Source organism: Pseudoxanthomonas sangjuensis (assembly GCF_010211755.1).
Taxonomy (GTDB): domain Bacteria; phylum Pseudomonadota; class Gammaproteobacteria; order Xanthomonadales; family Xanthomonadaceae; genus Pseudoxanthomonas_A; species Pseudoxanthomonas_A sangjuensis.
The window spans coordinates 28,221-50,380 of sequence record NZ_PDWR01000008.1 but is presented as its reverse complement, the minus strand read 5'-3'; the positions used below and the strand labels follow the sequence as shown (position 1 = coordinate 50,380).

General features: G+C 68.3%; 23 protein-coding genes and 1 tRNA gene. 4 read left to right on the top strand and 20 right to left on the bottom strand.

Annotated features, from left to right (window positions below; translation table 11 throughout):
- Positions 1-72: 72 nt before the first annotated feature.
- The 9 genes from CSC71_RS05825 to birA all read right to left on the bottom strand — a co-directional run bounded on the left by CSC71_RS05825 (position 73) and on the right by birA (position 6,094).
- Complete coding sequence (locus CSC71_RS05825; RefSeq protein WP_162373416.1) at positions 73-642, bottom strand: hypothetical protein; 570 nt, start codon at positions 640-642, stop codon at positions 73-75.
- Between the two features lie 131 nt (positions 643-773).
- Positions 774-1,013: a hypothetical protein gene (locus CSC71_RS05820; protein WP_162373415.1), complete on the bottom strand. Its 240-nt coding sequence runs from the start codon at positions 1,011-1,013 to the stop codon at positions 774-776.
- A 2-nt stretch (positions 1,014-1,015) separates the two neighbouring features.
- Complete coding sequence (locus CSC71_RS05815) at positions 1,016-1,423, bottom strand: hypothetical protein (protein ID WP_162373414.1); 408 nt, start codon at positions 1,421-1,423, stop codon at positions 1,016-1,018.
- Between the two features lie 312 nt (positions 1,424-1,735).
- Positions 1,736-1,987 carry a hypothetical protein gene (locus tag CSC71_RS05810; RefSeq protein ID WP_162373413.1) on the bottom strand — a complete coding sequence of 84 codons (252 nt, stop codon included), beginning with the start codon at positions 1,985-1,987 and terminating at the stop codon, positions 1,736-1,738.
- Positions 1,988-2,102: 115 nt separating this feature from the next.
- Complete coding sequence (locus CSC71_RS05805) at positions 2,103-3,335, bottom strand: tyrosine-type recombinase/integrase (protein ID WP_162373412.1); 1,233 nt, start codon at positions 3,333-3,335, stop codon at positions 2,103-2,105.
- A 175-nt stretch (positions 3,336-3,510) separates the two neighbouring features.
- Positions 3,511-3,586, bottom strand: a tRNA-Thr gene (locus CSC71_RS05800).
- 22 nt (positions 3,587-3,608) lie between these two features.
- Positions 3,609-4,325 carry an SPOR domain-containing protein gene (locus CSC71_RS05795; RefSeq protein ID WP_162373411.1) on the bottom strand — a complete coding sequence of 239 codons (717 nt, stop codon included), beginning with the start codon at positions 4,323-4,325 and terminating at the stop codon, positions 3,609-3,611.
- Between the two features lie 9 nt (positions 4,326-4,334).
- On the bottom strand, positions 4,335-5,102 hold the full coding sequence (locus CSC71_RS05790; protein ID WP_162373410.1) for a type III pantothenate kinase: 768 nt from the start codon (positions 5,100-5,102) through the stop codon (positions 4,335-4,337).
- Entirely contained in the window at positions 5,099-6,094 is a 996-nt protein-coding gene (gene birA / locus CSC71_RS05785) for a bifunctional biotin--[acetyl-CoA-carboxylase] ligase/biotin operon repressor BirA (RefSeq protein WP_162373409.1), read from the bottom strand. The genes CSC71_RS05790 and birA overlap by 4 nt, the downstream gene beginning before the upstream one ends.
- 175 nt (positions 6,095-6,269) lie before the next feature.
- Between birA and CSC71_RS05780 the strand changes: the two genes are divergently transcribed.
- Both CSC71_RS05780 and CSC71_RS05775 read left to right on the top strand, forming a co-directional pair.
- Positions 6,270-6,557 (top strand): hypothetical protein, encoded by a 288-nt coding sequence (locus tag CSC71_RS05780; protein ID WP_211367898.1) that lies wholly within the window; start codon positions 6,270-6,272, stop codon positions 6,555-6,557.
- 8 nt (positions 6,558-6,565) lie between these two features.
- Complete coding sequence (locus CSC71_RS05775) at positions 6,566-7,312, top strand: M90 family metallopeptidase (protein ID WP_425501923.1); 747 nt, start codon at positions 6,566-6,568, stop codon at positions 7,310-7,312.
- 9 nt (positions 7,313-7,321) lie between these two features.
- Here CSC71_RS05775 and CSC71_RS05770 read toward each other — a convergent pair whose 3' ends face one another.
- Entirely contained in the window at positions 7,322-7,771 is a 450-nt protein-coding gene (locus CSC71_RS05770; RefSeq protein ID WP_162373406.1) for a hypothetical protein, read from the bottom strand.
- Between the two features lie 206 nt (positions 7,772-7,977).
- Between CSC71_RS05770 and CSC71_RS05765 the strand changes: the two genes are divergently transcribed.
- Both CSC71_RS05765 and CSC71_RS05760 read left to right on the top strand, forming a co-directional pair.
- The gene (locus tag CSC71_RS05765) at positions 7,978-8,637 is read left to right on the top strand and encodes an outer membrane protein (protein WP_162373405.1); all 660 of its coding nucleotides are present in this window, start codon (positions 7,978-7,980) and stop codon (positions 8,635-8,637) included.
- A gap of 161 nt (positions 8,638-8,798) precedes the next feature.
- Complete coding sequence (locus CSC71_RS05760) at positions 8,799-9,440, top strand: outer membrane beta-barrel protein (protein ID WP_162373404.1); 642 nt, start codon at positions 8,799-8,801, stop codon at positions 9,438-9,440.
- Between the two features lie 177 nt (positions 9,441-9,617).
- Here CSC71_RS05760 and CSC71_RS05755 read toward each other — a convergent pair whose 3' ends face one another.
- From CSC71_RS05755 to araD1, 10 genes are all read right to left on the bottom strand, one after another.
- Positions 9,618-10,685, bottom strand: a complete 1,068-nt coding sequence (locus CSC71_RS05755) for an arabinan endo-1,5-alpha-L-arabinosidase (RefSeq protein ID WP_211367896.1) — start codon at positions 10,683-10,685, stop codon at positions 9,618-9,620.
- Positions 10,682-11,647, bottom strand: a complete 966-nt coding sequence (locus CSC71_RS05750) for a glycoside hydrolase family 43 protein (protein WP_162373403.1) — start codon at positions 11,645-11,647, stop codon at positions 10,682-10,684. The genes CSC71_RS05755 and CSC71_RS05750 overlap by 4 nt, the downstream gene beginning before the upstream one ends.
- A gap of 28 nt (positions 11,648-11,675) precedes the next feature.
- Positions 11,676-13,025, bottom strand: a complete 1,350-nt coding sequence (locus tag CSC71_RS05745) for an MFS transporter (RefSeq protein WP_162373402.1) — start codon at positions 13,023-13,025, stop codon at positions 11,676-11,678.
- A 65-nt stretch (positions 13,026-13,090) separates the two neighbouring features.
- Entirely contained in the window at positions 13,091-15,016 is a 1,926-nt protein-coding gene (locus CSC71_RS05740) for a glycoside hydrolase family 127 protein (protein ID WP_162373401.1), read from the bottom strand.
- Positions 15,009-16,010, bottom strand: a complete 1,002-nt coding sequence (yjfF, locus tag CSC71_RS05735; protein WP_281351938.1) for a galactofuranose ABC transporter, permease protein YjfF — start codon at positions 16,008-16,010, stop codon at positions 15,009-15,011. The genes CSC71_RS05740 and yjfF overlap by 8 nt, the downstream gene beginning before the upstream one ends.
- 8 nt (positions 16,011-16,018) lie before the next feature.
- Positions 16,019-17,107: an ABC transporter permease gene (locus CSC71_RS05730; RefSeq protein WP_162373399.1), complete on the bottom strand. Its 1,089-nt coding sequence runs from the start codon at positions 17,105-17,107 to the stop codon at positions 16,019-16,021.
- Between the two features lie 8 nt (positions 17,108-17,115).
- A complete protein-coding gene (locus CSC71_RS05725) occupies positions 17,116-18,621 on the bottom strand; it encodes a sugar ABC transporter ATP-binding protein (RefSeq protein WP_211367894.1) in 1,506 nt (501 codons plus the stop codon).
- A gap of 1 nt (position 18,622) precedes the next feature.
- Positions 18,623-19,600: an ABC transporter substrate-binding protein gene (locus tag CSC71_RS05720; RefSeq protein WP_162373398.1), complete on the bottom strand. Its 978-nt coding sequence runs from the start codon at positions 19,598-19,600 to the stop codon at positions 18,623-18,625.
- A 41-nt stretch (positions 19,601-19,641) separates the two neighbouring features.
- On the bottom strand, positions 19,642-21,078 hold the full coding sequence (locus tag CSC71_RS05715; protein WP_162373397.1) for an aldehyde dehydrogenase family protein: 1,437 nt from the start codon (positions 21,076-21,078) through the stop codon (positions 19,642-19,644).
- Between the two features lie 46 nt (positions 21,079-21,124).
- The gene (gene araD1 / locus CSC71_RS05710; RefSeq protein WP_162373396.1) at positions 21,125-22,132 is read right to left on the bottom strand and encodes an AraD1 family protein; all 1,008 of its coding nucleotides are present in this window, start codon (positions 22,130-22,132) and stop codon (positions 21,125-21,127) included.
- Positions 22,133-22,160: the final 28 nt, after the last annotated feature.

Genomic DNA, 22,160 nt, shown 5'->3' with positions numbered 1-22,160 from the left:
GTCCGTTCTTGGGGGAACCCCTGCGGGCGTGCAGGGACGGTTTGAAACTTCTCGAATAAAACGAAAGTGCGCTTAGGCCGTTTTCGCTTTTTTCGTGCGCCGGGTCATTACACCGGCATCTTGCAGAACATTGCGGACCTGTGTGGCCGTCCTTTTGTACTGGGTGCTGAGGACCCCAGCGAGCTCATGCTGAGCTCGACCTTCGGCGAGCATCTTCTTCGCGGCCTCGATGCACGTTTTCTGCCACCCCTCTGCCTTAGCCTTGTTCGTGGCGCCGCCTTTCGGGCTCCCCTTGCGCTTGCCGCGCAGAATAGGGAGCGCCTCACCAACAAGCCGATCCTTCGCCAGGTCGGTCGCGCCGGCCTCCACGTAGTCTCTGAGCATCTTGCCGGCGGTTTCGTAGTCGCCGGCACACGCCTTGCGGAAGGCGCTCTCAAGCGCAGCGTGCTCCACGCTGTCGGAATCGATCTTCGCGGTTTCCGCGATGAGCGAAGTTGCCCACTCCTCAGGAATACGGTTCAACGGGATGCCGGCCCTTTCCGCCTGCATGCCCACCCACGCCGCGACCATCCATTGACCGATTTCGTCGTCGGTCTTGTTCAGGTCCAGCGGCCCGAGCCTCGCCAATACAGCGTCATCCATAGCGCCCCCGCGCTCCCTTGAAAGGAACCGCGCCAGGCCGGCAGGGTCTCCGGCTTTTCGCCCCGTCGGGCTAGATGCGGATGTTGATCAGATCGTCGCTATCGACGCAGCAGTCCACCCCCAAGGGGCCGTCACTTGAGAGCCCACAACGCCCGCAGGTCGGCCGCATCAGTACGACGCACGCTATCCGGGTCCATCTTGAGGCCGGCCGTCCGCGCAGCTCGCAAGAAGCCTTCGATTACCTGCTGGTCAGCCTCATTTAGTTCCATTGCGTCAGCCATGACCTCGCCAAGCGTCTTGCTCCGCGGGGGAGGCATGGCCGTGGCGAGTTCAATCGCGAGCGATTTCAATTCGTGTTGTTGAAGTGCCATTTTTAGCCTTCCCTCCACATGCGATTAATGGGACGCAGGCATGCGCCGAGAATTTCGATATCGCGCGCGATATCTTCATCCTCTATCCCGATGAAGTGCTGAGATAGCCGACCAAATGCAGCCTGCGCACTCTTTCTGTTCTGCTCTCGCCTCCGCTCCAGTCGCTGGATCATTAACAGCGAGAAATGCAGGACTTCGGCCTCGAAATCGGAGGCGTCTGCACGGCCAGTGAAGTCCACCAATTCGTCGAGCAATTCGTCCAACCACTCGACGGGAACGCCTTCACCCTGCCCCTCACGGGCGCGATACTTGGGGACAGCCATGTCCTGCATGCGCTTAACATCAATGCGAACAAATTCTCCCCGCGCTACAGGGATCATGGCGCCATGAACGGTCAACTCGGTATTCATGGGCGAACCCCTTGGCCGACATAAATGCCAGCTTGGGGGATGGTCAGCCGGACACGGCGAAGCAGTTTCCGAGCCTGGTAGCGAGAAAGTTTCCTGTCAGACAGGGGATAACCATCAACAATCTTTCCGTCCTTTCGCTCTAGGCGAATCGCCACCCAATATTCCCGCCGATAGACGCGCGGCCCCAAGCCAGGACCAGGCCCGCGGAAACGAGCCTGTGCTTGCCTACTACGAGCGGGAACTTCAAGCGCTTCGCCAAGGTTCTTGACCAAGAACTGCTCCATGTGAATCAGGGGACGCAAACCAGCCATATCAGACCCCTCCGGTGTTTGCGGAAGTACCTGCCACTTTGGCCTCCGTCTGCTGTGCATCCAGGTATTCGCGCAGGTCTTCCGTCGCGGCATCCAGCAGGTCCGCTGCGCCCTCCGCAGCTTCCGAAGTGAGCCACTCGTCGTGGTCGTCGCTATAACTGAATTTGGATATCACTCGCATGATGCAATTAGCGCGCACGATCTTCGCGTATGCCCGCTCCGCGTCAGCGATGGTTACACTCTTGGTTGCCATGATCGTTCTCCTTGGGAACGGTTGTGGAAGGCCGGCCGGGAGTTACCGCTCCCGGTTCGGCCGCTTTTACCGGGCTAAGCCCGATTCTTCGCAATGCCGTCGCATGCGCTGCGACTCATCCGGTCTTTCTCCGGAACGGCAGGACGTTCTTTTTCTTGCCTTCTTTCAGGGTGTCCAGGTAATCCGCCCACGCCTGCATCATCCGGCGACGCTCGGGCAGATGCTCGGCGCGGTTGTACGCGGCCTTGATCGCATTGCGCTCGGCATGGGCAAGCTGCCGCTCAATGGCGTCGGTGTTCCAGCCCATCTCATGCAGCAGCGTCGAGGCCATGCTGCGGAAGCCGTGGCCGGTCATGTCGTTGGTGCCGTAACCCAGGCGGCGCAAAGCAGCATTGACCGTGTTCTCGCTCATCGGGTCGCGGTTGCTGCGCACGGAGGGGAAAACGTACTTGCCCTTGCCGGTGAGCGGCTGGAGCTCAGTCAGGACAGCGACAGCCTGCGAGGACAGCGGCACGATGTGCGGCGTCCCCATCTTCATCTTCTCGCCGGGGATGTTCCATTGTTTGCGGTCCAGGTCGATTTCCGACCATTCGGCATGGCGCAGTTCCCCGGGCCGCGTAAAGACCAGCGGCGCGAACTTCAATGCACATAGCGTCGTGAACTGGCCGGTGTAGCCGTCGATTGCCCGTAGCAGTTCCCCGATCTTCTCCGGGTCGGTGATCGACGCGAAGTGGCGGTTCTTCTTGGTCTTGAGAGCGCCGCGCAGATCGCCCGTAGGATCGCGCTCAGCGCGCCCGGTGGCCACGGCGTAGCGGAACACCTGCCCGCTTACCTGCTTGAGCTTCTGCATCGTCTCCAGCTTGTCCTGCGCCTCCAGGCGGCGGAACACAGCCAGCATCTCGGACGCGGCGATTTCACCAATCGGGCGTTGGCCTACCCACGGGAAGGCGAAGGTTTCCAGCAGCCATTCGGTTTTCTTCCACGTCGACCCGGCCAGGTCGCCCTTGCGGGATTCCAGCCACTCCTTGGCGACCGCCTCGAAGCGGTTGTCGGCGGACTGGCGCGCCAGCAGCTTGGCCGTGCGCTTCTCGCCAGAGGGGTCGCGGCCAGCGTTCAACGAGGCGCGCGCCTTGTCGCGTGCGGCGCTCGCGTCCTTGAGCGATACCTTGGGATAGACGCCGATGGCCAGGCGCTTCTCGCGGCCAGCAAAGCGGTACTTCATGCGCCAATACTTCGAGCCGTTGGGCATGACTTCGAGATACAAACCGCCGCCTGCAGCGAGCTTGTATGGCTTGTCTGCAGGCTTCGCTGCGCGTGCTGCAAGGTCAGTTAAAGGCTTCGCGGCCATCTGGGGGCACAATCCCGTTTTTTGCCCCTCCCACCGGGGGCATGCCCCCAAATATGCCCCCACTTGAATCCGGATGCAAGCGGACAGCGCCGGACAATGCCGGACGCTGTATGCCTTATTTCATGGGGTTTTCCGGGGATTTCCGGACTCCGGCGGACGTTGCCGGACGTATAGATGGTGCCGCTTGTCCGAATCGAACGGACGACCTACCGCTTACAAGGCGGTTGCTCTACCGACTGAGCTAAAGCGGCGAAGAGTAAGCCGGTGGCGATTCTAGCGCAGCGCGGCGCAATCCAGCGCCTGCGACTGCTTCGCGCCGGCCTTCGCGCGCGCCTGCGCCGCATCCATGCCCTGCTCCGCCGCGATGTCGGCCCACCACTGCGAAGGCCCTTCCTCGCCCGCGGCGCGCACCTGCGCCGGGAACCCCGCCGCCTGCAGCGCATGCTGGCGGCGCGTGGCGCCGCTGCGGTTGCGGTACAGGCCCAGGGCGATGCCGTTGGCCAGTTCGCCTTCGTTGACGACCAGGAAATCGTCGAAGCCGGCCGCGGCGATGCGTTGCGCCAGCGCCTGCGCCGCCGCGCGGTCTTCGGCCGGCGGCAGGAATACCGTGTAGTTGCCGGAGGACGCGCCCTCGACTTCGCGCGTGCGCGATCGCGCGATGTCGGCCCGCAACGCGGCAACGGCGGCGGTCGCCGCGGCGGCGTCGGCGAACGGACCCAGGCTGAAGCATTGCAGCGATGCCGCGACTGTGCCGGCGGCGACTCCGGGCGGCGCTTCGACGGGCGTGGACGGCGCTGCCGTGGCGGCGGCTTGCGCCGGCGACGCAGCCGGCGCGCGTGGCGGCGGGGCTTCGCTGGCCAATTGCAGCCGGGCGACGCCTTGCGGTTGTTGCGGCGGCGCGGGCGGCGGCGCATCGGGCCGGGAAATCCACCAGCCGGCGACACCGAGGTTCAGCACGACGAGCAGGACGAGCAGGGCGCGGATCAGCATGCGGCGATTCTATGGGCTGCGGGTCGATGGCGGGTCGCTGCGGTCCCGGCCGGCGCGCGCCCAGATCGCCAGCCCCTGCAGCACCAGCGACGGCGCGGGTTCGGCCTGCGGCAGCCAGGCGCGCAGCGCTTCGCCGCCGCCGCCGTGCAGCAGCAGGCGCGGCGCGGCGCCGAGTTCTTCCCGCGCCAGCCGCAGGCTGCGCTCGACCAGCGCGACCGCGGCGCCGTCGCAGCCGGACGCCAATGCGTCCGCGGTGTCGGCGGCGAATTCCACGTAGTCGCCGCCCTGCGCCGGCAACTGCGCGGCGGCGCGTTGCAACGCCTCGCGCATCAGCCGCGGCGACGGCGCGATGCGTCCGCCACGGTGGTTCCCGTCCGCGTCGAGCAGGTCGACGGTCAGCGCCGTGCCGACCCCGGCCACCAGCCATGGGCCGGCGCCGCGCGCGCGCGCCGCGAGCAGGGCGAGGAAACGGTCCACGCCGAGTTTCGCCGGTTCGGCATAGGCGATGCGCACGCCGGCGAAGCGCCGCTGCGTGCGCGCGATCGAGATGCGGCGGAAGCGCGACACGAGCGCGTCGAGCACCGCGGCGGTCAGCGCCGGCGAGGCGACGCTGGCCAGGCACGCGGAGTCGGCCCTGTCCGGCAGGCATTCTCGCAAGCGTTCGACGAACGCGGATTCGTCGTGGCCCAGCGCCCGCACTTCGCCGAGTTCGCCGGCGGCGTCGAGCGGCGCGCATTTCAGCCGCGAATTGCCCAGGTCGAACAGCCACTGGCTCATGCCGCCCTCACGCTGACTTCGCCGGCGTACAGCCGCTGTTCCGCGCCGTCCATGCGCACGCGCAGCGCGCCGTCGTCGGCGATGCCGCAGGCCACGCCGCGCTGCACGCCGGCGTGGCCGTGCACGTCGATCTCGCGCCCGGCCAGCGCGTCGAGCGCGGCGTAGCGGTCGACGAACGGCGCGAGTCCCTGCGCGTCGAACGCTTCCAGCGCCGGCAGCAGGCGGGACAGCAGCAACGACGCGATGCGGTTGCGCGACACCGGCTGCGCCGACAGCGCCTGCAGGTCGATCCACGGCTGGTCGATCTTCGCCGCATGCGAGGCCGGCATGCGCACGTTGACGCCGATGCCGAGCACCGCGCGCGCCGGGCCGGCGTGCTCGCCGCTGCCTTCGACCAGCAGGCCGCCGAGCTTGCGCAGCGCGCCGGATGCGTCGGCGACGACCAGGTCGTTCGGCCATTTCAGGCGCACGCTGCCGAAGCCGGCTTCGCGCAGCGCCTCGGCGACGGCGATGCCGGCGACCAGGCTCAGCCCGCCCAGCCGGGCCAACCCGGCGGAGAACTGCCGGTCCAGCGACAGGTAAAGGTGCGCGGCCAGCGGCGAGGCCCAGGTCCGGCCGCGGCGGCCGCGACCGCCGGTCTGGCGCTCGGCGAGCAGCACCGCCACGCCCCGTGCCGGCGGTGTGCGGCGCAACAACTCGCTGTTGGTCGAATCGATCGACCAGGCGACTTCGAGGCCGGCCAGTTGCGTGCGCAGTGCCGGCGCCAGCCCGGCGCGGATCGCCGCCGCATCCAGCCATTCCAGCGGCTGCGCCAGCGCGTAGCCGCGGCCCGGTTGCGCCTGGATCTCGATCCCGGCCGCGCGCAGGGCCTCGATCCGCTTCCAGATCGCGGCGCGGGTCAGGCCGCCGGCGCGGGCCAGTTCCCCGCCGCTGGCCGGACCGGCGCACAGCCGCTGCAGCAGCTCGCGCTCCGCGTTCGGGGGCGCATTCATGCGGGAACCCGCGCCTGTCGGCTGGACGGGTCCGGGGGGTGGCGTAGGGTCGCGGGCATGCCCTTCATTATGCGTGAGCCGGCGCACGCTTCCGCCGCTGACGGGCGTCGGAATTGGGTTATAGTTCGGCTTTCCCGCGCCCCGGACCGGAGCCACCATGCCCTGCCATCGTCCGATGCAACGCGCCGCCTTCGCGCTGCTGCTGGCCTGCGCCAGCACCGCCGCGCTGGCCCAGAACGGCCACAACGCTTCCGCCGACGGCAGCGGTGCTTGCCCGCAGGATGCGGACGCCACCGCCGGTACCGACAAACCCGGCCCGGCCAAGGCCGCGGCGACCCGCGGCAAGTACGCGAAACCGGCCACCCCGGCGGCGCGCAGCGATGGCGGCAGCAGCGACGGCGACAACCTGCCGCGTCCGCACGCCGGCAAATGGCACAGTTTCCTGCCCGGGATGTTCCGCTGAGCTTGCGGTTGTTCGACTGGCTGCGCGGGCGGCCGGCACCCCTTCCCGAACCCCGCTGGCGGTCGCTGCTCGCGGCGACGCCGTGGGCGAATGCGCTGGACCATGACGCCGCGGCGCGCCTGCGTGCGCTGAGCGAGCGTTTCCTGCACGAGAAGACCATCACCCCGCTGGACGGGCTGGCGCTCGACGACGACCAGCGCGCGCAACTGGCCGTGCTGTGCTGCCTGCCGCTGCTGCGCTTCGGCGAACACGGCCTGCGCGGCTGGTCGCAATTGCTGGTGTACCCGGATGCGTTCCGCGTGCGCCGCAGCCACGTCGACGCCGCCGGCGTGCTGCACGAGTGGGACGACGAACTGGCCGGCGAGGCCTGGGACAGCGGCCCGCTGATCCTGTCGTGGGCCGACGTGCGGGCCGACCTCGACGACCCGTGGGCCGGCTACTGCGTGGCGGTGCACGAGATGGCGCACAAGCTCGACGTGCTGGACGGCGAGATGGACGGCACCCCGCTGCTGCCGCGCGAATGGCAGCGCGAATGGGCACGCGATTTCCAGCGTCGCTACGACGCGTTCTGCGCCGAAGTCGACGCCGGCCGCGATACCGCGATCGACCCCTACGCCGCCGAGGCGCCGGAGGAATTCTTCGCCGTGCTCAGCGAATACCATTTCTCCGCGCCGGCGCTGCTGCAGGAAGAGATGCCCGAGCTGGCCGCGCACCTGCGGCGCTTCTACGGACCGCCCCCGGCGCCCGTTGGCTGAACGTCGCCGTCATTCTTCCGGCAGCGGCCGCGCCCAGTGCGCGTAGCTGGCGCGGATCGCCTCGCGCACGCGCTTGTATTCGCCGAAGCCGGGGCGCACGTCGAGCGCCTTGGCCACGTCGCGCCAGCCGGCCTCGTAATCCTTCGCCCGCGCCTGCACCACCTCGCGGCACGAGTGCGCCGACGCCTTGGCCAGCGCGCAGGCGAAGTGCACGTCGCCGGCGCGCCAGCCGGGCTGCGCCAGCAACGCCTGCGCGTACCCGCGCGACACGCCGAGGTAACGCGAGACTTCGTCGACGAAACTGTCCGGGTAGCGCGCGGCATAGTCGTCGATGTCGCGCAGCGCGCGATCGATCCACGCGTCGCCGGTGCGCGGCTGGTAGTCGTCCGCGGCCGCGTCGACCCGGGCCGACAGCATCGATGGCAGGCACGCAGTCAGCAGGCCCGTGCAAAGGGCCAAGCGCGCGAGGCGATGGCGAAACGAACGATGCGGCATGGTTTCCTGATTATGCGCCTGCCCTCGCGGAGCGGGAAATACGTCGCACACCGATACAGTGCAGTGGCGCGATCGCCGCGCCCGCGGTTAGAGTATCGCGGCCCGCAATCCGGGCCTGCGGGCGCCGTCGCGGCGCCCGCCATACGACAACATCTTGTTTAGGGGAAAACATGTTCAAGTTCGGACGCGTGGCGCTCGTCGCCATCGCATTGGGGGGTATTGCGCCCTTGGCGCAGGCGCAGGGCGGTTTCTTCATCGGCGGCCAGGCTGGACAAGTCAAGTTGTCCGACATCGGGCTGGAAGACGAAAGCGGCGACGGCAAGTCGCTCAACCTGGGTTACCGCTGGCAGGCCGGGCAGCGCGTGCAGGTCGGCATTGAAGTCGGCGCGGGCCGGATCGATGGCATCGACGACCGCTATTCCTACGACGTCGGCTTCAGCGACGGCCTCGCCCACGTGGAGGAACGCTATGGCCTGAAGGCGGATTATGCGCAGATCGGCGCCAATGCCCGCTTCCAGTTCGGCGCGGACAGTCGCTGGTTCGCCATCGCCCGCCTGGGCTACCTGGGCTACGACCAGGAACTGAGCGGCAGCTATTCCGTCAGCGGCGTCTACACCGACAGCGGAAGGTATTCCGAGAGCGACAGCGGCGGCGGCGCTTATTTCGGCGCCGGCATCGGCGTGGACCTCACCCCGAACGTCAACCTCAACCTGATGGTCAACGGTTATGCCTACTCGTCGCTTTACTACGACGAGTACGAAGGCGAGTACTACTGGGACGACGTGAGCACCGCACGCAGCACCACGCTCGGCATCGAGTTCCGCTTCTGAACCGGAAACCGAACCGGCGATGAACCCGTTGCGATGGGCTTCTCCTATCGGTGAAGCCCATCGCAGCTCCTTGACGTGATGCCGGCTACAGTGCCCCGCCCGCGAAGAGGGCGGCGGCGGCCGCGAGGTTTCCGCATCATCATCACCGAAAGGAAGAAATCATGCTCAAACATGGATGCGCGGCGCTGCTGGCCGCCGCCCTGGCCACCGCCCCCGCCGCGCACGCCGGCGACTTCTTCGTCAGCGGCCAGGCCGGCCGGATCGAGCTGGACAACGCGTTCGGCGACCGGAATACCAACCTGCTGCAGGCCAGCGCCGGTTACCGCTGGGGCCTGGACAACGTGCAGGTCGGCATCGAGGCCGGCGGCGGCAAGCTGGCCGACCTCGAGGGCGAGGCCCGCACCGATTTCGCCGGCGGCTATTCGACCGATGCCTACACGCTGGCCACGCGCTATGTCTTCGTCGGCGCCAACGCGCGGATCAAGCCGCCGCTGCTGCCGGTGTTCTTCATCGCCCGCGCCGGCTACACCGGCTACGAGCAGGAATTCGACCACGCCGTGATCGACCGGTTCGCCGACGCCGCGCCGGTGACCGAGCGCCGCGAATCCACGGAGCACGGCGGCGGCGTGTACTACGGCGCCGGCATCGGCACCAGCATCCTGCCGCTGCTCGACGTCAGCCTGATGCTGAACGAACAGCGCACCCGCAGCGTGCGCTACGACCCGGTCGACGACGAATACCGCCTGTCCGGCGACGAGGACGGCGCGCGCAGCGTCAGCCTGTCGGTCGAATACCGCTTCTGACTTCGAGCGGAATCACGACAGAACCACGGCCGGTTCGGCGATCTGCGCCCTGCGATTTCGGCTGTTGCCGATCCGAAGCGGACGTTCGGTCCGGAACTGGCCGGAAGGCACCGTCCAGCCAACGAAGCCGTCCGGCCGCCGACCGCTGCGGCCCTTCAATGCCGGGCAGGACAGCGATCAGTGTTCCAAGGCCGTTGCATCCACCTTGGGCCACTCGGCCTCGCCCCACGAGACGGGCAGGACCTTCAGCTTCGGCAGGCCCTGGTTCCTGGCGTCGTAGGCGTGGAAGACCAGGTAGTCCCTGCCATCGAAGGTGTAGGCACTGTTGTGGCCGGGGCCGGGCCAGCGCGCGCTGCCACGCAGCACTTCGCTGCCGCCGCCCTGGTCGAGGCGCTTTCCTTCCTTGTCCAGGTACGGACCCTGCGGCGTGCGCGAGCGGCCGACCATGATCCGGTAGTCGCTCTTCGCGCCGCGACAGCAGTGGTCCCAGGACAGGAACAGGTAATACCAGCCGTTCTTCTTGAACAGGAACGGCGCTTCCAGCGCACCGGGTTCCGGCTCGGCATCGTCGACCAGGAGCGAGCGTTCGCGCTTGGCCAGGGTATGCCATTCCTGCGGTTCGGCAAGCGCCAGCCGGTCGGCGCGCAGCTTCGCCAGCTTCAGGCCGCCCCAGAACGAACCGAAGGCCAGCCACGGCGTGCCGTTGTCGTCTTCGACCAGGTTCGGATCGATCGCGTTCCACAGGTCGCGGTGCGGCACCGAGCGCAGCACGATGCCGTGGTCCACCCACTTGAACGCCGGGTCGGCCGGGTCGAGCGTGGTGTTGGTGGCCACGCCAATGGCCGAGGTGTTCTTGCCACCGGTCGAGATCGAGTAGTACAGCGTGTAGACGCCATCGTGGAAGGAAATGTCCGGCGCCCAGATGTGGCCGTTGAACTTCGGCACGATGTCGTAGGCCCAGGCCGGGATCTGCGCGAACACCGGCGGCTCGGCCTTCCAGGCCTTCAGGTTCTTCGAGCTGTACACGCTGATGCCCGGGCCGGTGATGAACAGGTACCAGGTCTTGCCCTGGCGGATCATCACCGGATCGTGCGCAAGCACGTCGGCCGAATAACCCTTGCGCGGCGTGGCGACCGGCGGGTTTTCCATCATGTCGTCGTTGTTCGCCGGCGGCGGGGTTTGCGCCAACGCGTTGGCAGCAAGCAGCGTGGCGTACGCGCATAGCAGGGATAACGTGCGTTTCATGCATCCCCTCCCGGGATTTCGACTTCGCGCAGCGGGCGGCCGAACACCGGCATGCCGTCCGCATCCCACTGCAGCGGCTGGAGGCAGGCGTGGCGGTCGGGGTTCCACAGTGGATCGCCTTCGATCTCCCGGTAGTTGCGCGCGTGGTAGACCAGCAGATCGGTTTCGCCATCTTCGGTCACGGTGAAGCTGTTGTGGCCGGGGCCGAACACTTCGCGCTCCGCATCGGTGACGAACACCGGCTGCGGCGACTTGTGCCAGTTCGCCGCATCCAGCAGGTCGGCGTTCGCATCCGCCCACAGCAGGCCGACTGCATAGCGTTCGTCGGTGGCGCTGGCCGAATAGCTGACGAAGACCCTGCCGTGGCGGACCAGCACCGAGGGGCCTTCGTTGACCAGGAAGCCCTGCACTTCCCAGTCGAATTCCGGACGGGTCAGCATCACCGGCGGGCCGCCGATGCGCGTCGGGGTTTCCATCGGCGCGAGGTAGAGGTTGGAATTGCCGGGGATGTCCGGGTGCTTCTGCGCCCACAGGTAATAGCGCCGGCCGCGGTGCGCGAAGCTGGTCGCGTCCAGGCAGAACGCATCGATGCCGCTGTCCACCCGGCCGGCGAATTCCCATTCGCCCTGCATCGGATCGGCGGACGGATTGCGCAATGCGTACATCCGATGCTGGAACAGGCCGTCCTTGATCTCGCGCGATGGCGCGGCGGCGAAATAGACGTACCACGCATCGCCGCCGTGGTGCAGTTCCGGCGCCCAGACCAGCGAGCTGGCCGGGCCGCTGGCCGGCGCGCGCCACAGGGTTTTTTCTTCGGCGTGCATCAGCCCGGCCAACGTGCGCGAGCGGCGCAGCACCACGCGGTCGTATTCCGGCACCGAGGCGGTGAAGTGGTAGTGGCCGTCGCGCCGGGAGACGTGCGGGTCGGCGCGGTTGAGGATGAACGGATTGCGGAGTTTCACGTGGGGGTCGCTCGTTTCGCCGCCGCGGTCACGCGGCCTGTCCTTCGGAGACGATCTGCTGCTTGATCTGGTTGTAGTAGCCGTCGGTGATCCGGTAGAGGAACATCAACCCGCCCATCAGCGCGTGGAACAGGCCGGGTATCACCGACAGCATCAGCGCGATGCCGTTGAGGGTGAACGCGCTCTGTGGCTGGTCCGGCACGTACTGGAACCATGCCAGCAGCCAGCCGACGATGGCGCCGGCGATGCCCATGCCGGCCTTCTGGCAGAACGAGATTCCGCCCATCGCCAATCCCGCCACGCGCTTGCCGTCGCGGGCATGGCCGTAGTCCACCGCCTCGGTGATCGCCGACCAGAACACCGGCGCGTGCAGGTCCACGACGAAGCTGATCAGGAAATAGAAAACGAAGGCCGGCGCGACATCGCCGGGGCCGACGAGGAAGTACATCGCCACGCTCAGCGCGCCGACCAGCAACTGGCTCCAGCGGAACAGCGCGATCTTGCACCAGCGCTTGGTGATCCAGGTCGAGGCGACCATCGCCAGGATCGCCGCGGCCACGCCGGTGGCGAGGAAGGCGGACAGCATGCGCGCGTCGCCGCCCAGATAGTACTTGGCGTAATAGGCCGCGACCGAGCCGCGCACCACGTAGCCGATGGTGCCGATCACGCACACCGCGCACAGCACCAGCCACTGGTCGTTGGAGAACAACAGGCGCAGCTGTTCGCCCAGCGGCTTGCGGTCGACCTGGTGCTGGATGCGCTCGGTCGTGGCGAAGAAGCAGAACAGGAACAGCAGGCAGGCCATCAGGCCCATCAGGCCCATCGCCCACCTGTATCCCTCCGCCAGGTTGCCATTGCCCCAGGACTCGGCCAGCACCGGCACCACGATGGTGACCAGGAAGGCGGCGACCTTGGCGAAGAACAGGCGATAGCCGTTGGCCGACAGCCGCTCCTTCGGGTCGGCGGTCAGCACGCCGATCAGCGAGATGTAGGGGATGGTGACCGCGGTGAAGACCAGGGTGACCAGGATGTAGGTGGCATAGGCCCAGACCAGCTTCTGGTTGTAGTCCAGGTCCGGCGTGGTGAAGGTCAGGAACACCGAGATGCCGAACGGCACCGCCAGCGCCAGGAAGTACGGCCGGTAGCGACCCCAGCGCGTATTGATGCGGTCGGTGACCATGCCCATCAGCGGGTCGGTGACCGCATCGATCATGCGCACGACGATCATCAGCAGGGCCACGTCCTGCGGGCGCAGGCCGAACACGTCCGTATAGAAGAACGTGATGATCAGCATCATCGACGAGATCACGACGTTGACCGCCATGTCGCCGGCGCCGAAGCCGATCTTTTCGAGGATGGACAGTTTCTGGGTTTGCATTGCGACTCCCCGACGCGCGGGCTGGCGTTTCCGGTTGTGGTTGCGCGCCGACGCGCGGCGGCTTGCTAGAACTGCGGGTTCTTCTCCCATTCCGGGCGCACCCTGCAATACACCGCATAGCGTTCGTGCCCGATGCGGTACAACGGCACGAGTTCCAGCGGGCCGTCCATGCCGTCGGCAGCGAAGCGCAGCACGGCCTCGTCCTGCGGTTTCGCCCAGAGCTGGTCCGGCGCGAAGAACACGCTGGGCAACTGGCGGCCGGCGATGCGGTTGAGCGACGGACGCTGGTCGGAAACGTGCAGCTGTTCCGGCGCGATGCCGTCGCTGCCCATCCGTGCGGCCAGTACCAGCGGTCCGTACATCATCGCCTGCAGCGAAGGTTCGTCCGGCAGTGGCGCAGGATGCAGCGCCATCGGCAGGGCGAGTTCGACCACGTCGCCATCGGCGAAGCGGCGGCGCAGCCTGAAGTAGGTTCCCGCTTCCAGTTTCGCCTCGACCGGCTCTCCGTTGACCTTCAGCGCCGCCTTGCCATTCGTCCAGTACGGAATGCGCAGGCGCAGATCCATCTTGCGCGGCCGGCGCAGTTCGAAACGCAGCGTGGTGCCCTGCTCCTCCGGGAAGCGCGTGGCCTGGGTCACCCGCATGCCCAGGGCCTCCCAGTCCAGCCGCGAGGCGAGGTACAGGTTGACGGTCAGGCCGGCGTCGTCGTGGAAGTAGACCGTGTCCTGCAGCCTGGAGAATTCCTCGGCGCCGGTGCCGGTGCAGCACCAGAACGAATCGAACGGCGTGTTGAACAGCTTCCAGTAGCCGGCAGCCATCGGCACGAAGTACATCATCATGCCGGTTTCGTCCTGGGTGCCGAGGCGCGCGTTGAACAGCACGCGCTCGTAGTAGTCCATCAACGCCGCGCGCGGTTCCCAGCCGTACAGGTGGCGGGTCAGCTTGAGCAGGTTGTGGCTGCAGCAGCATTCGTGGCTGTGGCCGCTCAACCGGCCGGCGAGATGATCGGGTTTGCCGAAGTGCTCGTAGTCGCTGACGCCGCCCGTGGCGTAGGCGTGGTGCGCGGTCACCGTCTGCCAGAAGAACTCGGCCATCTGTCGCTGGCGCGGGTCGCCGTCGATCCCGTAGGCGCGCGCGGCGGCGACCAGTTTCGGGATCTGCGTGTTGGCGTGCAGGCCATCCAGCGCATCGCGCCTTTCCGCCAACGGTTGCAACAGCGAAACCTGCTCGAAGCGGCGTGCCCAGCGTCGGTACCGGTCGTCGCCGTGGATGCGGTAAAGCTCCCACAGCGATTCGTGGATGCCGCCGAACTCCACGCCGAGGATGCGCTTCCACTGCGCATCGTCGAAGCCGTCCATCCACGCGCCGATCCAGTCGGCGAAGCGCGTGGCGACCCGCAGCGCCCGCGCATTGCCGCACAGGCGCGCCATGTCCAGCTGGCCGGCCAGCAGCTTGTGCGCGGTATACAGCGGCACCCAGACCCGTTCGCCGCGGCCGAGGCGGTCGTAGAACTCGTCCGGATAAGCGCCGAGATATCCATCTTCGCGCTGGCAGCGCGCCAGCCCGGCCACCAGCGCATCGGCCTTGCGCCGCAGGGCTGCGTCGCCGGTCGACGCACAGAGCAAGGCGCAGGCCGACAAATAGTGTCCGCCGGAGAAGTGCCCGCGGATCTCGCAATGCGGCGACTCCCAGCCGCCCAGCGGTTCCGCATCCGATGGCAGCCCCGCGGCCAGGCGGAAGCTGTGCAGCAACCGCTCGTTCGGAATCGACATCAGGTAGCGGCGCGTGCGTTCGCGCGCTTGCAGGAAGGGGCCATCGAGCAGCGTCACCTGGCCCAGTTCGAAGGGGCGTTCGCGCAGCACGATCTTCTCGCGCACCGCTGGCCGAACGGCGGGCTTCGCCGCGGCATCGCCGGCGGCCAGCGCGCCGGAACCCAGCAGGGCCGCGGTCGCGGCGCAGTCCTTCATGAACTCGCGTCGCGCGCTACGCATTCGAACTCCGCTTGCGCCGGCGCGTCGCCAGCGCGCGTTGCAGCAGGCAGAACACCAGCAGCAGCGCACCGATGACGATCTTGGTCCACCACGAACTCAGGCTGCCGTCGAAGGCGATCAGGGTCTGGATCAGCCCGAGGATCAGCACGCCGAGCAGCGTGCCGAGCACGTGGCCGCTGCCGCCGGCGAGCAGGGTGCCGCCGATCACCACCGCGGCGATGGCGTCCAGTTCCAGCGCGCTGCCATGCAGGCTGTAGCCGGACAGCATGTACAGCGTGCACAGCACGCCGCCCAGTGCCGAGCAGAAACCGCTCAACGCATACACCGCGATTTCGGTGGCCGCCACCGGCAAGCCCATCAGCGCGGCCGAGGCGCGATTGCCGCCGATCGCGTACACGGCGCGGCCGAAACGCGTCGAGCGCGCCACCCAGGCCGCCGCGGCCACCACCACCAGCGCGATCACGGCGCCGACCGACAACGCATGGCCGCCGCCCAGCGGAAGGCGCAGGTAGGCCAGTCCCGTCAGGAACGGATGATCGATGCTGATCGAATCGACACTCAGCAGGGTCGCCGCGCCACGGGCCAGGAACATGCCGGCCAGGGTCACCACGAAGGCCGGCAACCTGTAGCGCTGGATCAACCCGCCCATCGCCGCACCGAATGCCGCGCCCAGCGCCAGCGCCAGCGCGATCGCCGCCAGCGGATGCCACCCGTGGTTCTGCACCAGCACCGCGCACAGCACGGTGGTGAAGGCCAGCACCGCACCGACCGACAGGTCGATGCCGCCGGCCAGGATCACGAAGGTCATGCCCACCGCGACCACGCACAGGAAGGCGTTGTCGATCAGCAGGTTCAGGAACACCTGCGGATTGAGGAAGCCGTCGTACAGCACGCCGCCGGCGCCGGCCATCAACGCGAACAGCATCGCCGTGGCCAGCAGCGAGGCGCGCTGCGGGTCGGACAGGCTGCGCCGCCATTTTCCCGGCAGGGACATCGTCGCGTTCATGCCTCGGCCCCGGCCTTGCGACTGAAGCGCCTGCGCACTTCGCCGCGGAATTCCGGCGATTGCAGCAACATCACCGCGAACACCAGCACCGCCTTCACCACCAGGTTGACCTGGGGCGGCACGCCGGCCGCGTAGATCGTCGAGGTCAGGGCCTGGATGATCAGCGCGCCCAGCACGCTGCCGGCCAGGCTGAAGCGCCCGCCGGTCAGCGCGGTGCCGCCCAGGCACACGGCCAGGATCGCGTCCAGCTCCATCATCAGCCCGGCGTTGTTGGCGTCGGCGCTGCTGACGTTGGAACTGACCAGCAACCCGGCGACGCCGGCGCAGAACGCGCAGAACACATAAGCCACCGCCGTGATCGCCCGGGCGCGCACGCCGGCCACGTGCGCGGCCAGCGGGTTGTGGCCGATGCTGCGCACGAACAGGCCCAGCGCGGTGCGTTCGGTCGCCAGGTACAGGAAGGCGAACAGCGCGGCGACCACGAACAGCGGGAACGGCAGGCCGAACAGGAAACCACCGCCGAGGAAGGCATAGGGCGGGTAGTACACGGTGATGATCTGTCCGCCGCCGATCAACTGGGCGATGCCGCGCCCGGCGACCATCAGCACCAGGGTGGCGACGATGGGCTGCATGCCGGCCTTCAGCACCAGCGCGGCGTTCCACGCGCCGCAGGCCAGGGCGGCCGCCAGCGCGGCCAGGATCGCCAGCCACAACGGCATCAGGCCGGGCGAGTCGCCGGCGGCGGTCAAGCGCACCACGATCCACGCGGCGACGGTGGCGCTGATCGCCAGCACCGCACCGACCGAGATGTCGAGTCCGCGCACCGCGATCACTCCGGTCATGCCCAGCGCGACCACCGCCAGCGGCGCGGCACGGTTGGCGATGTCGACCAGGTTGCCGTGCAGGTGCCCGTTCTGCCAGTGCAGCGACAGGAAGCCGGGGTTGAACACGCCGTTGCCGGCCAGCAGCAGGGCCAGGGTCAGCAGCGGCCAGAACAGCGGCCACGCGACGGCGCGGCGCAGCGGCGCGGCGATGCGGGCGAACGCGGCAAGCGCGGGCTTCGGCGACGACGAATTCGACGACATGTGCACGCTCAATGCCCCGCGATCATCGCCAGCACCCGCGCGCCGTCGGCGTCGCCGGGCAACTCGCCGGCCTTGCGTCGTTCGCGCATCACCGCGATGCGGTCGCACAGCCGGGTCAGTTCGTCGATTTCCGCGGAGACGAACAGCACCGCCATGCCCTGGCGCGCCAGCTTCACCACTTCGCCCATGATTTCCTGCTTGGCGGCGATGTCGATGCCGCGCGTGGGTTCGTCCAGGACCAGCAGTTTCGGCTCGGTCGCCAGCCAGCGCGCCAGCACCACCTTCTGCTGGTTGCCGCCGGACAGCGCGCCGACCGGGGTTTCGATGTCGGCGGTCCTGATGCCCAGCAGTTCGACGAAGCGCCCGGCCAGCGATTCCTGCTGCGTGCGCGAGAGGCGCCGGCGCCAACCCAGGCGCGCCTGCAGGGCGAGCACGATGTTCTCGCGCACCGACAGTTCGGCGACGATGCCTTCGGTCTTGCGCTCTTCCGGGCACAGCGCCAGGCCGCGCCGCACCGCATCGGCGGGATGGCGGAGGTCCGCATCGCTGCCGGCGATGCGCAGCGTGCCCTGTTCGACGCGGTCCAGGCCGAACAGCAGCCGTGCCAGTTCGGTGCGGCCGGAGCCGAGCAGGCCGCCGAGGCCGAGGATTTCGCCCGCGCGCAGGCGCAGGTCGACCGGATGCAGCTTGTTGCGTGCGCCGATGCCTTCGGCTTCGAGCAGGGTGGGCGCGTTGCCGGCAACGGGGGCGGCGGCGTGCGCGCCGGCCAGTTCGACTTCGCGCCCGACCATCGCCGCGACCAGCGCCGGCTGCGGCAATTCGGCCGCGGCGTATTCGCCGACGTTGCGCCCGTTGCGCAGCACGGTGATGCGGTCGCAGATCGCGTAGACCTGATCGAGGAAATGGGTGACGAACAGGATCGCCATGCCGCGTTCGCGCAGGCGGCGCATCACCCGGAACAGGTCGCGCACTTCGTCTTCGTCGAGGCTGGACGTGGGTTCGTCGAGGATCAGCACCCGCGCCGACACGCCCAGCGCGCGCGCGATCGCGACCATCTGCTGCACCGCGACCGGATAGCCGCCCAGCGGCAGGTCGACGTCGATTTCCAGGTGAAGTTCGCGCAGCAGCGCGCGCGCCTCTTCGCGCGCACGCCCCCAGTCGATCCCGCCCCAGCGCCGGCGCGGGTAGCGGCCCGCGCAGATGTTCTCGGCGACCGAGAGATTGGGGCACAGGTTCACTTCCTGGTAGACCGTGCTGATGCCTTCGCGCTGCGCGTCCAGCGGCGTGGCCGGGGCGATGGCGCGGCCGTCCAGGACGATGCGGCCGGCGTCGGCGCGCTCCACGCCGGTCAGCAGCCTGATCAGGGTGGACTTGCCCGCGCCGTTCTGGCCCATCAGCGCGTGCACCTCGCCGGCGTGCAGGCGCAGCCCGGCGTCGTCCAGCGCGACGGTCGCGCCGTAGCGCTTGCCCAGGCCTTGCGCTTGCAGCACCAGCTCGGGCGACGCCACGGCCATGTCAGTATTTGCGCTTCGGCAGTTCGGCTTCGGCCTGGTCGCGGGTGAACACGCCTTCCGCCACCTGCACGCGCCTGGGCACCGGCTTGCCGGCGGCCACGTCGCGGATCAGTCCGGCCAGTTGTTCGCCGAACAGCGGGTTGCACTCGATGGTGGCGTTGAGCTTGCCGGCCTTCATCGCCTCGAATGCGCCGCGCACGCCGTCGATGGAGACGATGCGGATGTCCTCGCCGGGCTTCAGCCCGGCTTCCTCGATGGCCTGGATCGCACCGATGGCCATGTCGTCGTTGTGCGCGAACAGCACGTCGATGCCTTCCTCGGCCTTCAGGAAGGCCTCCATCACTTCCTTGCCCTTGGCGCGGGTGAAGTCGCCGCTCTGCGAGCGCACGATGGCGAAGCGCTTGTCGGCGTCGATGATTTCGCGGAAGCCCTTCATGCGGTCGTTGGCCGGCGCCGAGCCGACCGTGCCCTGCAGTTCGACGATGCGGACCGGGCCGGCCCGGCCCTTGCTGTCCTCGAGCAGCCAGCGCGCGGCGCGGCGGCCTTCCTCGACGAAGTCCGACCCGATGAAGGTGGCGTAGAGCGAATCGTCGCTGACCTTGACCGCGCGGTCGGTCAGCACCACCGGGATGCCGGCGGCCTTGGCTTCGCGCAGCACGCTTTCCCAGCCGGTCTCGACCACCGGCGAGAAGGCGATCACGTCGACCCGCTGGGCGATGAAGCTGCGCAGGGCCTTGATCTGGTTTTCCTGCTTCTGCTGCGCGTCGGAGAACTTCAGCCTGAATTCCGGCTCCGCCAGCGCGGCCTTGACCGAGGTGGTGTTGGCGGTACGCCATTCGCTTTCCGCACCGACCTGGCTGAAACCGACGACGATCGGCTTGCCGGCGTCGCCCGCGCCTTTCGCCGCGTCGCCGCCGGAGCAGGCGGCCAGCAGCAGCGCGAGCGCGAATGCCGCGCCTTGCCCGAAGATGTTTCGCATCGCGTTCCCTCCCAAGAACCGTTTGCCGTGTCGTGCCGCGGTCAGGCGGCGGTGTAGGCGGTTTTCACCGTGGTGTAGAACTCCACAGCGTAGCGCCCCTGTTCGCGCGGCCCGTAACTGGATGCCTTGCGCCCGCCGAACGGCACGTGCGGATCGACGCCGGCCGTGGGCAGGTTGACCATCACCATGCCCGCCTGCGCGTGGCGCTTGAAATGGCTGGCGTGCTTCAGCGAATTGGTGCAGATGCCGGCGCACAGGCCGAACTCGGTGTCGTTGGCCAGCGCCAGCGCGTGCTCGTAGTCGTCGGCGCGGATCAGCGCGGCGACCGGGCCGAAGATCTCCTCGCGGCTGATGCGCTGTTCCGGCGTGGCCGCGAACAGGGTCGGCGCGAGGAAGTGGCCCCGGGTCGGCGCTTCGACCCGCTCGCCGCCGAACAGCAATTCGGCGCCTTCGTCGCGGCCCGCCCGGATGTAGGACAGGTCGGTGTCCAGCTGGCCCTGGCTGGCGACCGGGCCGATGTCGACGCCGGCCTGCAGCGGGTCGCCGACTTTCACCCTGGCCAGTCGCGCCTGCATCTTGGCCACGAATTCGTCGTACGCGCGGCTTTCCACGATCAGGCGGCTGGACGCGGTGCAGCGCTGGCCGGTGGAGAAGAACGCGCCGTTGACCGCGCATTCCACCGCCTTGTCCAGGTCGGCGTCGGCCAGCACCACCAGCGGGTTCTTGCCGCCCATTTCCAGTTGGATCTTCAGCCCGCGTTCGGCGGCCTGGCGCAGCAGCGCGTTGCCGGTCGGCACCGAGCCGGTGAAGGTCAGTGCGTCGAGTTCCTTGTGGCCGATCATCGCCTGGCCGACCACGCGGCCGGCGCCCAGCACCATGTTGAACACGCCGGCCGGCACGCCGGCGCGCGCCAGGATGTCCGCGATGGCCCAGGCGCAGCCCGGCACGATTTCGGCCGGCTTGAACACCACGGTGTTGCCGTAGGCCAGCGCCGGCGCGATCTTCCACGCGGGGATCGCCAGCGGAAAATTCCACGGCGCGATGATGCCGACCACGCCCACCGGTTCGCGGGTGATCTCCACCTCCACGCCGGGACGGGTCGAAGCCAGCTTCTCGCCGGGAATGCGCAAGGCCTCGCCGGCGAAGAACTTGAAGATCTGCCCGGCGCGCGCGGCTTCGCCGATGCTTTCCGGCAGGGTCTTGCCTTCCTCCATCGCCAGCAGGCGACCCAGTTCTTCCTTGCGCGCCAGGATTTCGCTGCCGACCGCGTCGAGGAGGTCGGCGCGCTGCTGCGGCGAGGTCAGCGACCACGCCGGCAACGCGGCGGCGGCGGCGTCCACCGCCTGCGCGACCTCCGCGGCGTCGAGCACGCCGTATTCGCCCACGGGCGTGGCGAGGTCGGAAGGATTCTCGTCGGCCTGGCTGCCTTGTCCCACGACCCATTGGCCGGCGATGTAGCTCTGGAACTTCTGGTTCATCTCGTTCTCCGGACGCGTCTGGTCGAAAGCGGGATCGGCGGCATTGTTACAGCACCTGCACGCCGCCCAGCGCGAAACCGGCCTCGACGCTTGCCAGCGGATTGGCCAGCGGCATGCCGAAGCCGGGCAGTTCGATCTCGAACACGTCGCCTGCCTGCGCGCGCACGCCGTCGGCGAAGCTCAGCGTGGCGGTGCCGAAGAAGTGCAGGTGCACGTCGCCGGGACGGCGGTGCGCCGCGTACTTGAAGTGGTGGTATTCCAGGTTGGCCAGCGAGTGGCACATGTTGTCCTCGCCGGTGACGAAGGGTTTTTCCCACAGCACCTCGCCGCCCCGGCGAATGCGGCTGCTGCCGCGCAGGTCGCGCGGCGCCTCGCCGGTGCGCAGTTCCGGGCCCACCGCACAGGCGCGCAGCTTGGAGTGGGCCAGGTACAGGTAGTTCTGGCGTTCGGTGACGTGGTCGGAGAACTCGTTGCCGATGGCGAAGCCAAGCCGGTGCGGAGTGCCGTCGGCGCCGATCAGGTACAGGCCGACCAGTTCCGGCTCCTCGCCGCCGTCCAGCGCGAACGCGGGCGATGGCAGCGGCTGGCCGGGAGCGACGAGGATGCCGCCATCGCCCTTGTAGAACCATTCCGGCTGCACGCCCGCCGCGCCGTCGCGCGGGATGCCGCCTTCGACGCCCCACTGGAACATCTTCATCGAATCGGTGAGCGTGCCGGCATCGGCCTGCTGCTTGAGGTTCTGGTGCATCGCGTCGCGGGCCGCGGCGCTACCCAGGTGGGTCAGGCCGGTACCGGTCACCCGGCAATGCGCGGGGTCCGGATGGTGCAACGGCGTCAGCACGCGGCGCTGCGCCAGCAGTTCGACCAGGTCGGTGCGCTCCGGGCCAAGGCGCGTGCCGGCTTCGGCCTCCAGTCCGCGGCCGGCATCGATCGCGGCCATCGCCAGTTCGTACATCGAACCGGTTTGCGCCAGCAGCCGAACCTCGCGCCCGTCGGCGCCGGTCGCGCCAACGCGCACCGCGCCGGATTCGTCGAGTAACTGGATCAGTCGCATCTGTGCACTGCCTGGGACGGGATGGGGA

Bases quoted from the DNA above. Each gene is read 5' to 3' on its own strand.
- CSC71_RS05825 (WP_162373416.1), bottom strand. From the start codon at position 642: ATGGATGACGCTGTATTGGCGAGGCTCGGGCCGCTGGACCTGAACAAG.
- CSC71_RS05820 (WP_162373415.1), bottom strand. From the start codon at position 1,013: ATGGCACTTCAACAACACGAATTGAAATCGCTCGCGATTGAACTCGCC.
- CSC71_RS05815 (WP_162373414.1), bottom strand. From the start codon at position 1,423: ATGAATACCGAGTTGACCGTTCATGGCGCCATGATCCCTGTAGCGCGG.
- CSC71_RS05810 (WP_162373413.1), bottom strand. From the start codon at position 1,987: ATGGCAACCAAGAGTGTAACCATCGCTGACGCGGAGCGGGCATACGCG.
- CSC71_RS05805 (WP_162373412.1), bottom strand. From the start codon at position 3,335: ATGGCCGCGAAGCCTTTAACTGACCTTGCAGCACGCGCAGCGAAGCCT.
- CSC71_RS05795 (WP_162373411.1), bottom strand. From the start codon at position 4,325: ATGCTGATCCGCGCCCTGCTCGTCCTGCTCGTCGTGCTGAACCTCGGT.
- CSC71_RS05790 (WP_162373410.1), bottom strand. From the start codon at position 5,102: ATGAGCCAGTGGCTGTTCGACCTGGGCAATTCGCGGCTGAAATGCGCG.
- birA (WP_162373409.1), bottom strand. From the start codon at position 6,094: ATGAATGCGCCCCCGAACGCGGAGCGCGAGCTGCTGCAGCGGCTGTGC.
- CSC71_RS05780 (WP_211367898.1), top strand. From the start codon at position 6,270: ATGCAACGCGCCGCCTTCGCGCTGCTGCTGGCCTGCGCCAGCACCGCC.
- CSC71_RS05765 (WP_162373405.1), top strand. From the start codon at position 7,978: ATGTTCAAGTTCGGACGCGTGGCGCTCGTCGCCATCGCATTGGGGGGT.
- CSC71_RS05760 (WP_162373404.1), top strand. From the start codon at position 8,799: ATGCTCAAACATGGATGCGCGGCGCTGCTGGCCGCCGCCCTGGCCACC.
- CSC71_RS05755 (WP_211367896.1), bottom strand. From the start codon at position 10,685: ATGAAACGCACGTTATCCCTGCTATGCGCGTACGCCACGCTGCTTGCT.
- CSC71_RS05745 (WP_162373402.1), bottom strand. From the start codon at position 13,025: ATGCAAACCCAGAAACTGTCCATCCTCGAAAAGATCGGCTTCGGCGCC.
- CSC71_RS05740 (WP_162373401.1), bottom strand. From the start codon at position 15,016: ATGCGTAGCGCGCGACGCGAGTTCATGAAGGACTGCGCCGCGACCGCG.
- yjfF (WP_281351938.1), bottom strand. From the start codon at position 16,010: ATGTCCCTGCCGGGAAAATGGCGGCGCAGCCTGTCCGACCCGCAGCGC.
- CSC71_RS05730 (WP_162373399.1), bottom strand. From the start codon at position 17,107: ATGTCGTCGAATTCGTCGTCGCCGAAGCCCGCGCTTGCCGCGTTCGCC.
- CSC71_RS05725 (WP_211367894.1), bottom strand. From the start codon at position 18,621: ATGGCCGTGGCGTCGCCCGAGCTGGTGCTGCAAGCGCAAGGCCTGGGC.
- CSC71_RS05720 (WP_162373398.1), bottom strand. From the start codon at position 19,600: ATGCGAAACATCTTCGGGCAAGGCGCGGCATTCGCGCTCGCGCTGCTG.
- CSC71_RS05715 (WP_162373397.1), bottom strand. From the start codon at position 21,078: ATGAACCAGAAGTTCCAGAGCTACATCGCCGGCCAATGGGTCGTGGGA.
- araD1 (WP_162373396.1), bottom strand. From the start codon at position 22,132: ATGCGACTGATCCAGTTACTCGACGAATCCGGCGCGGTGCGCGTTGGC.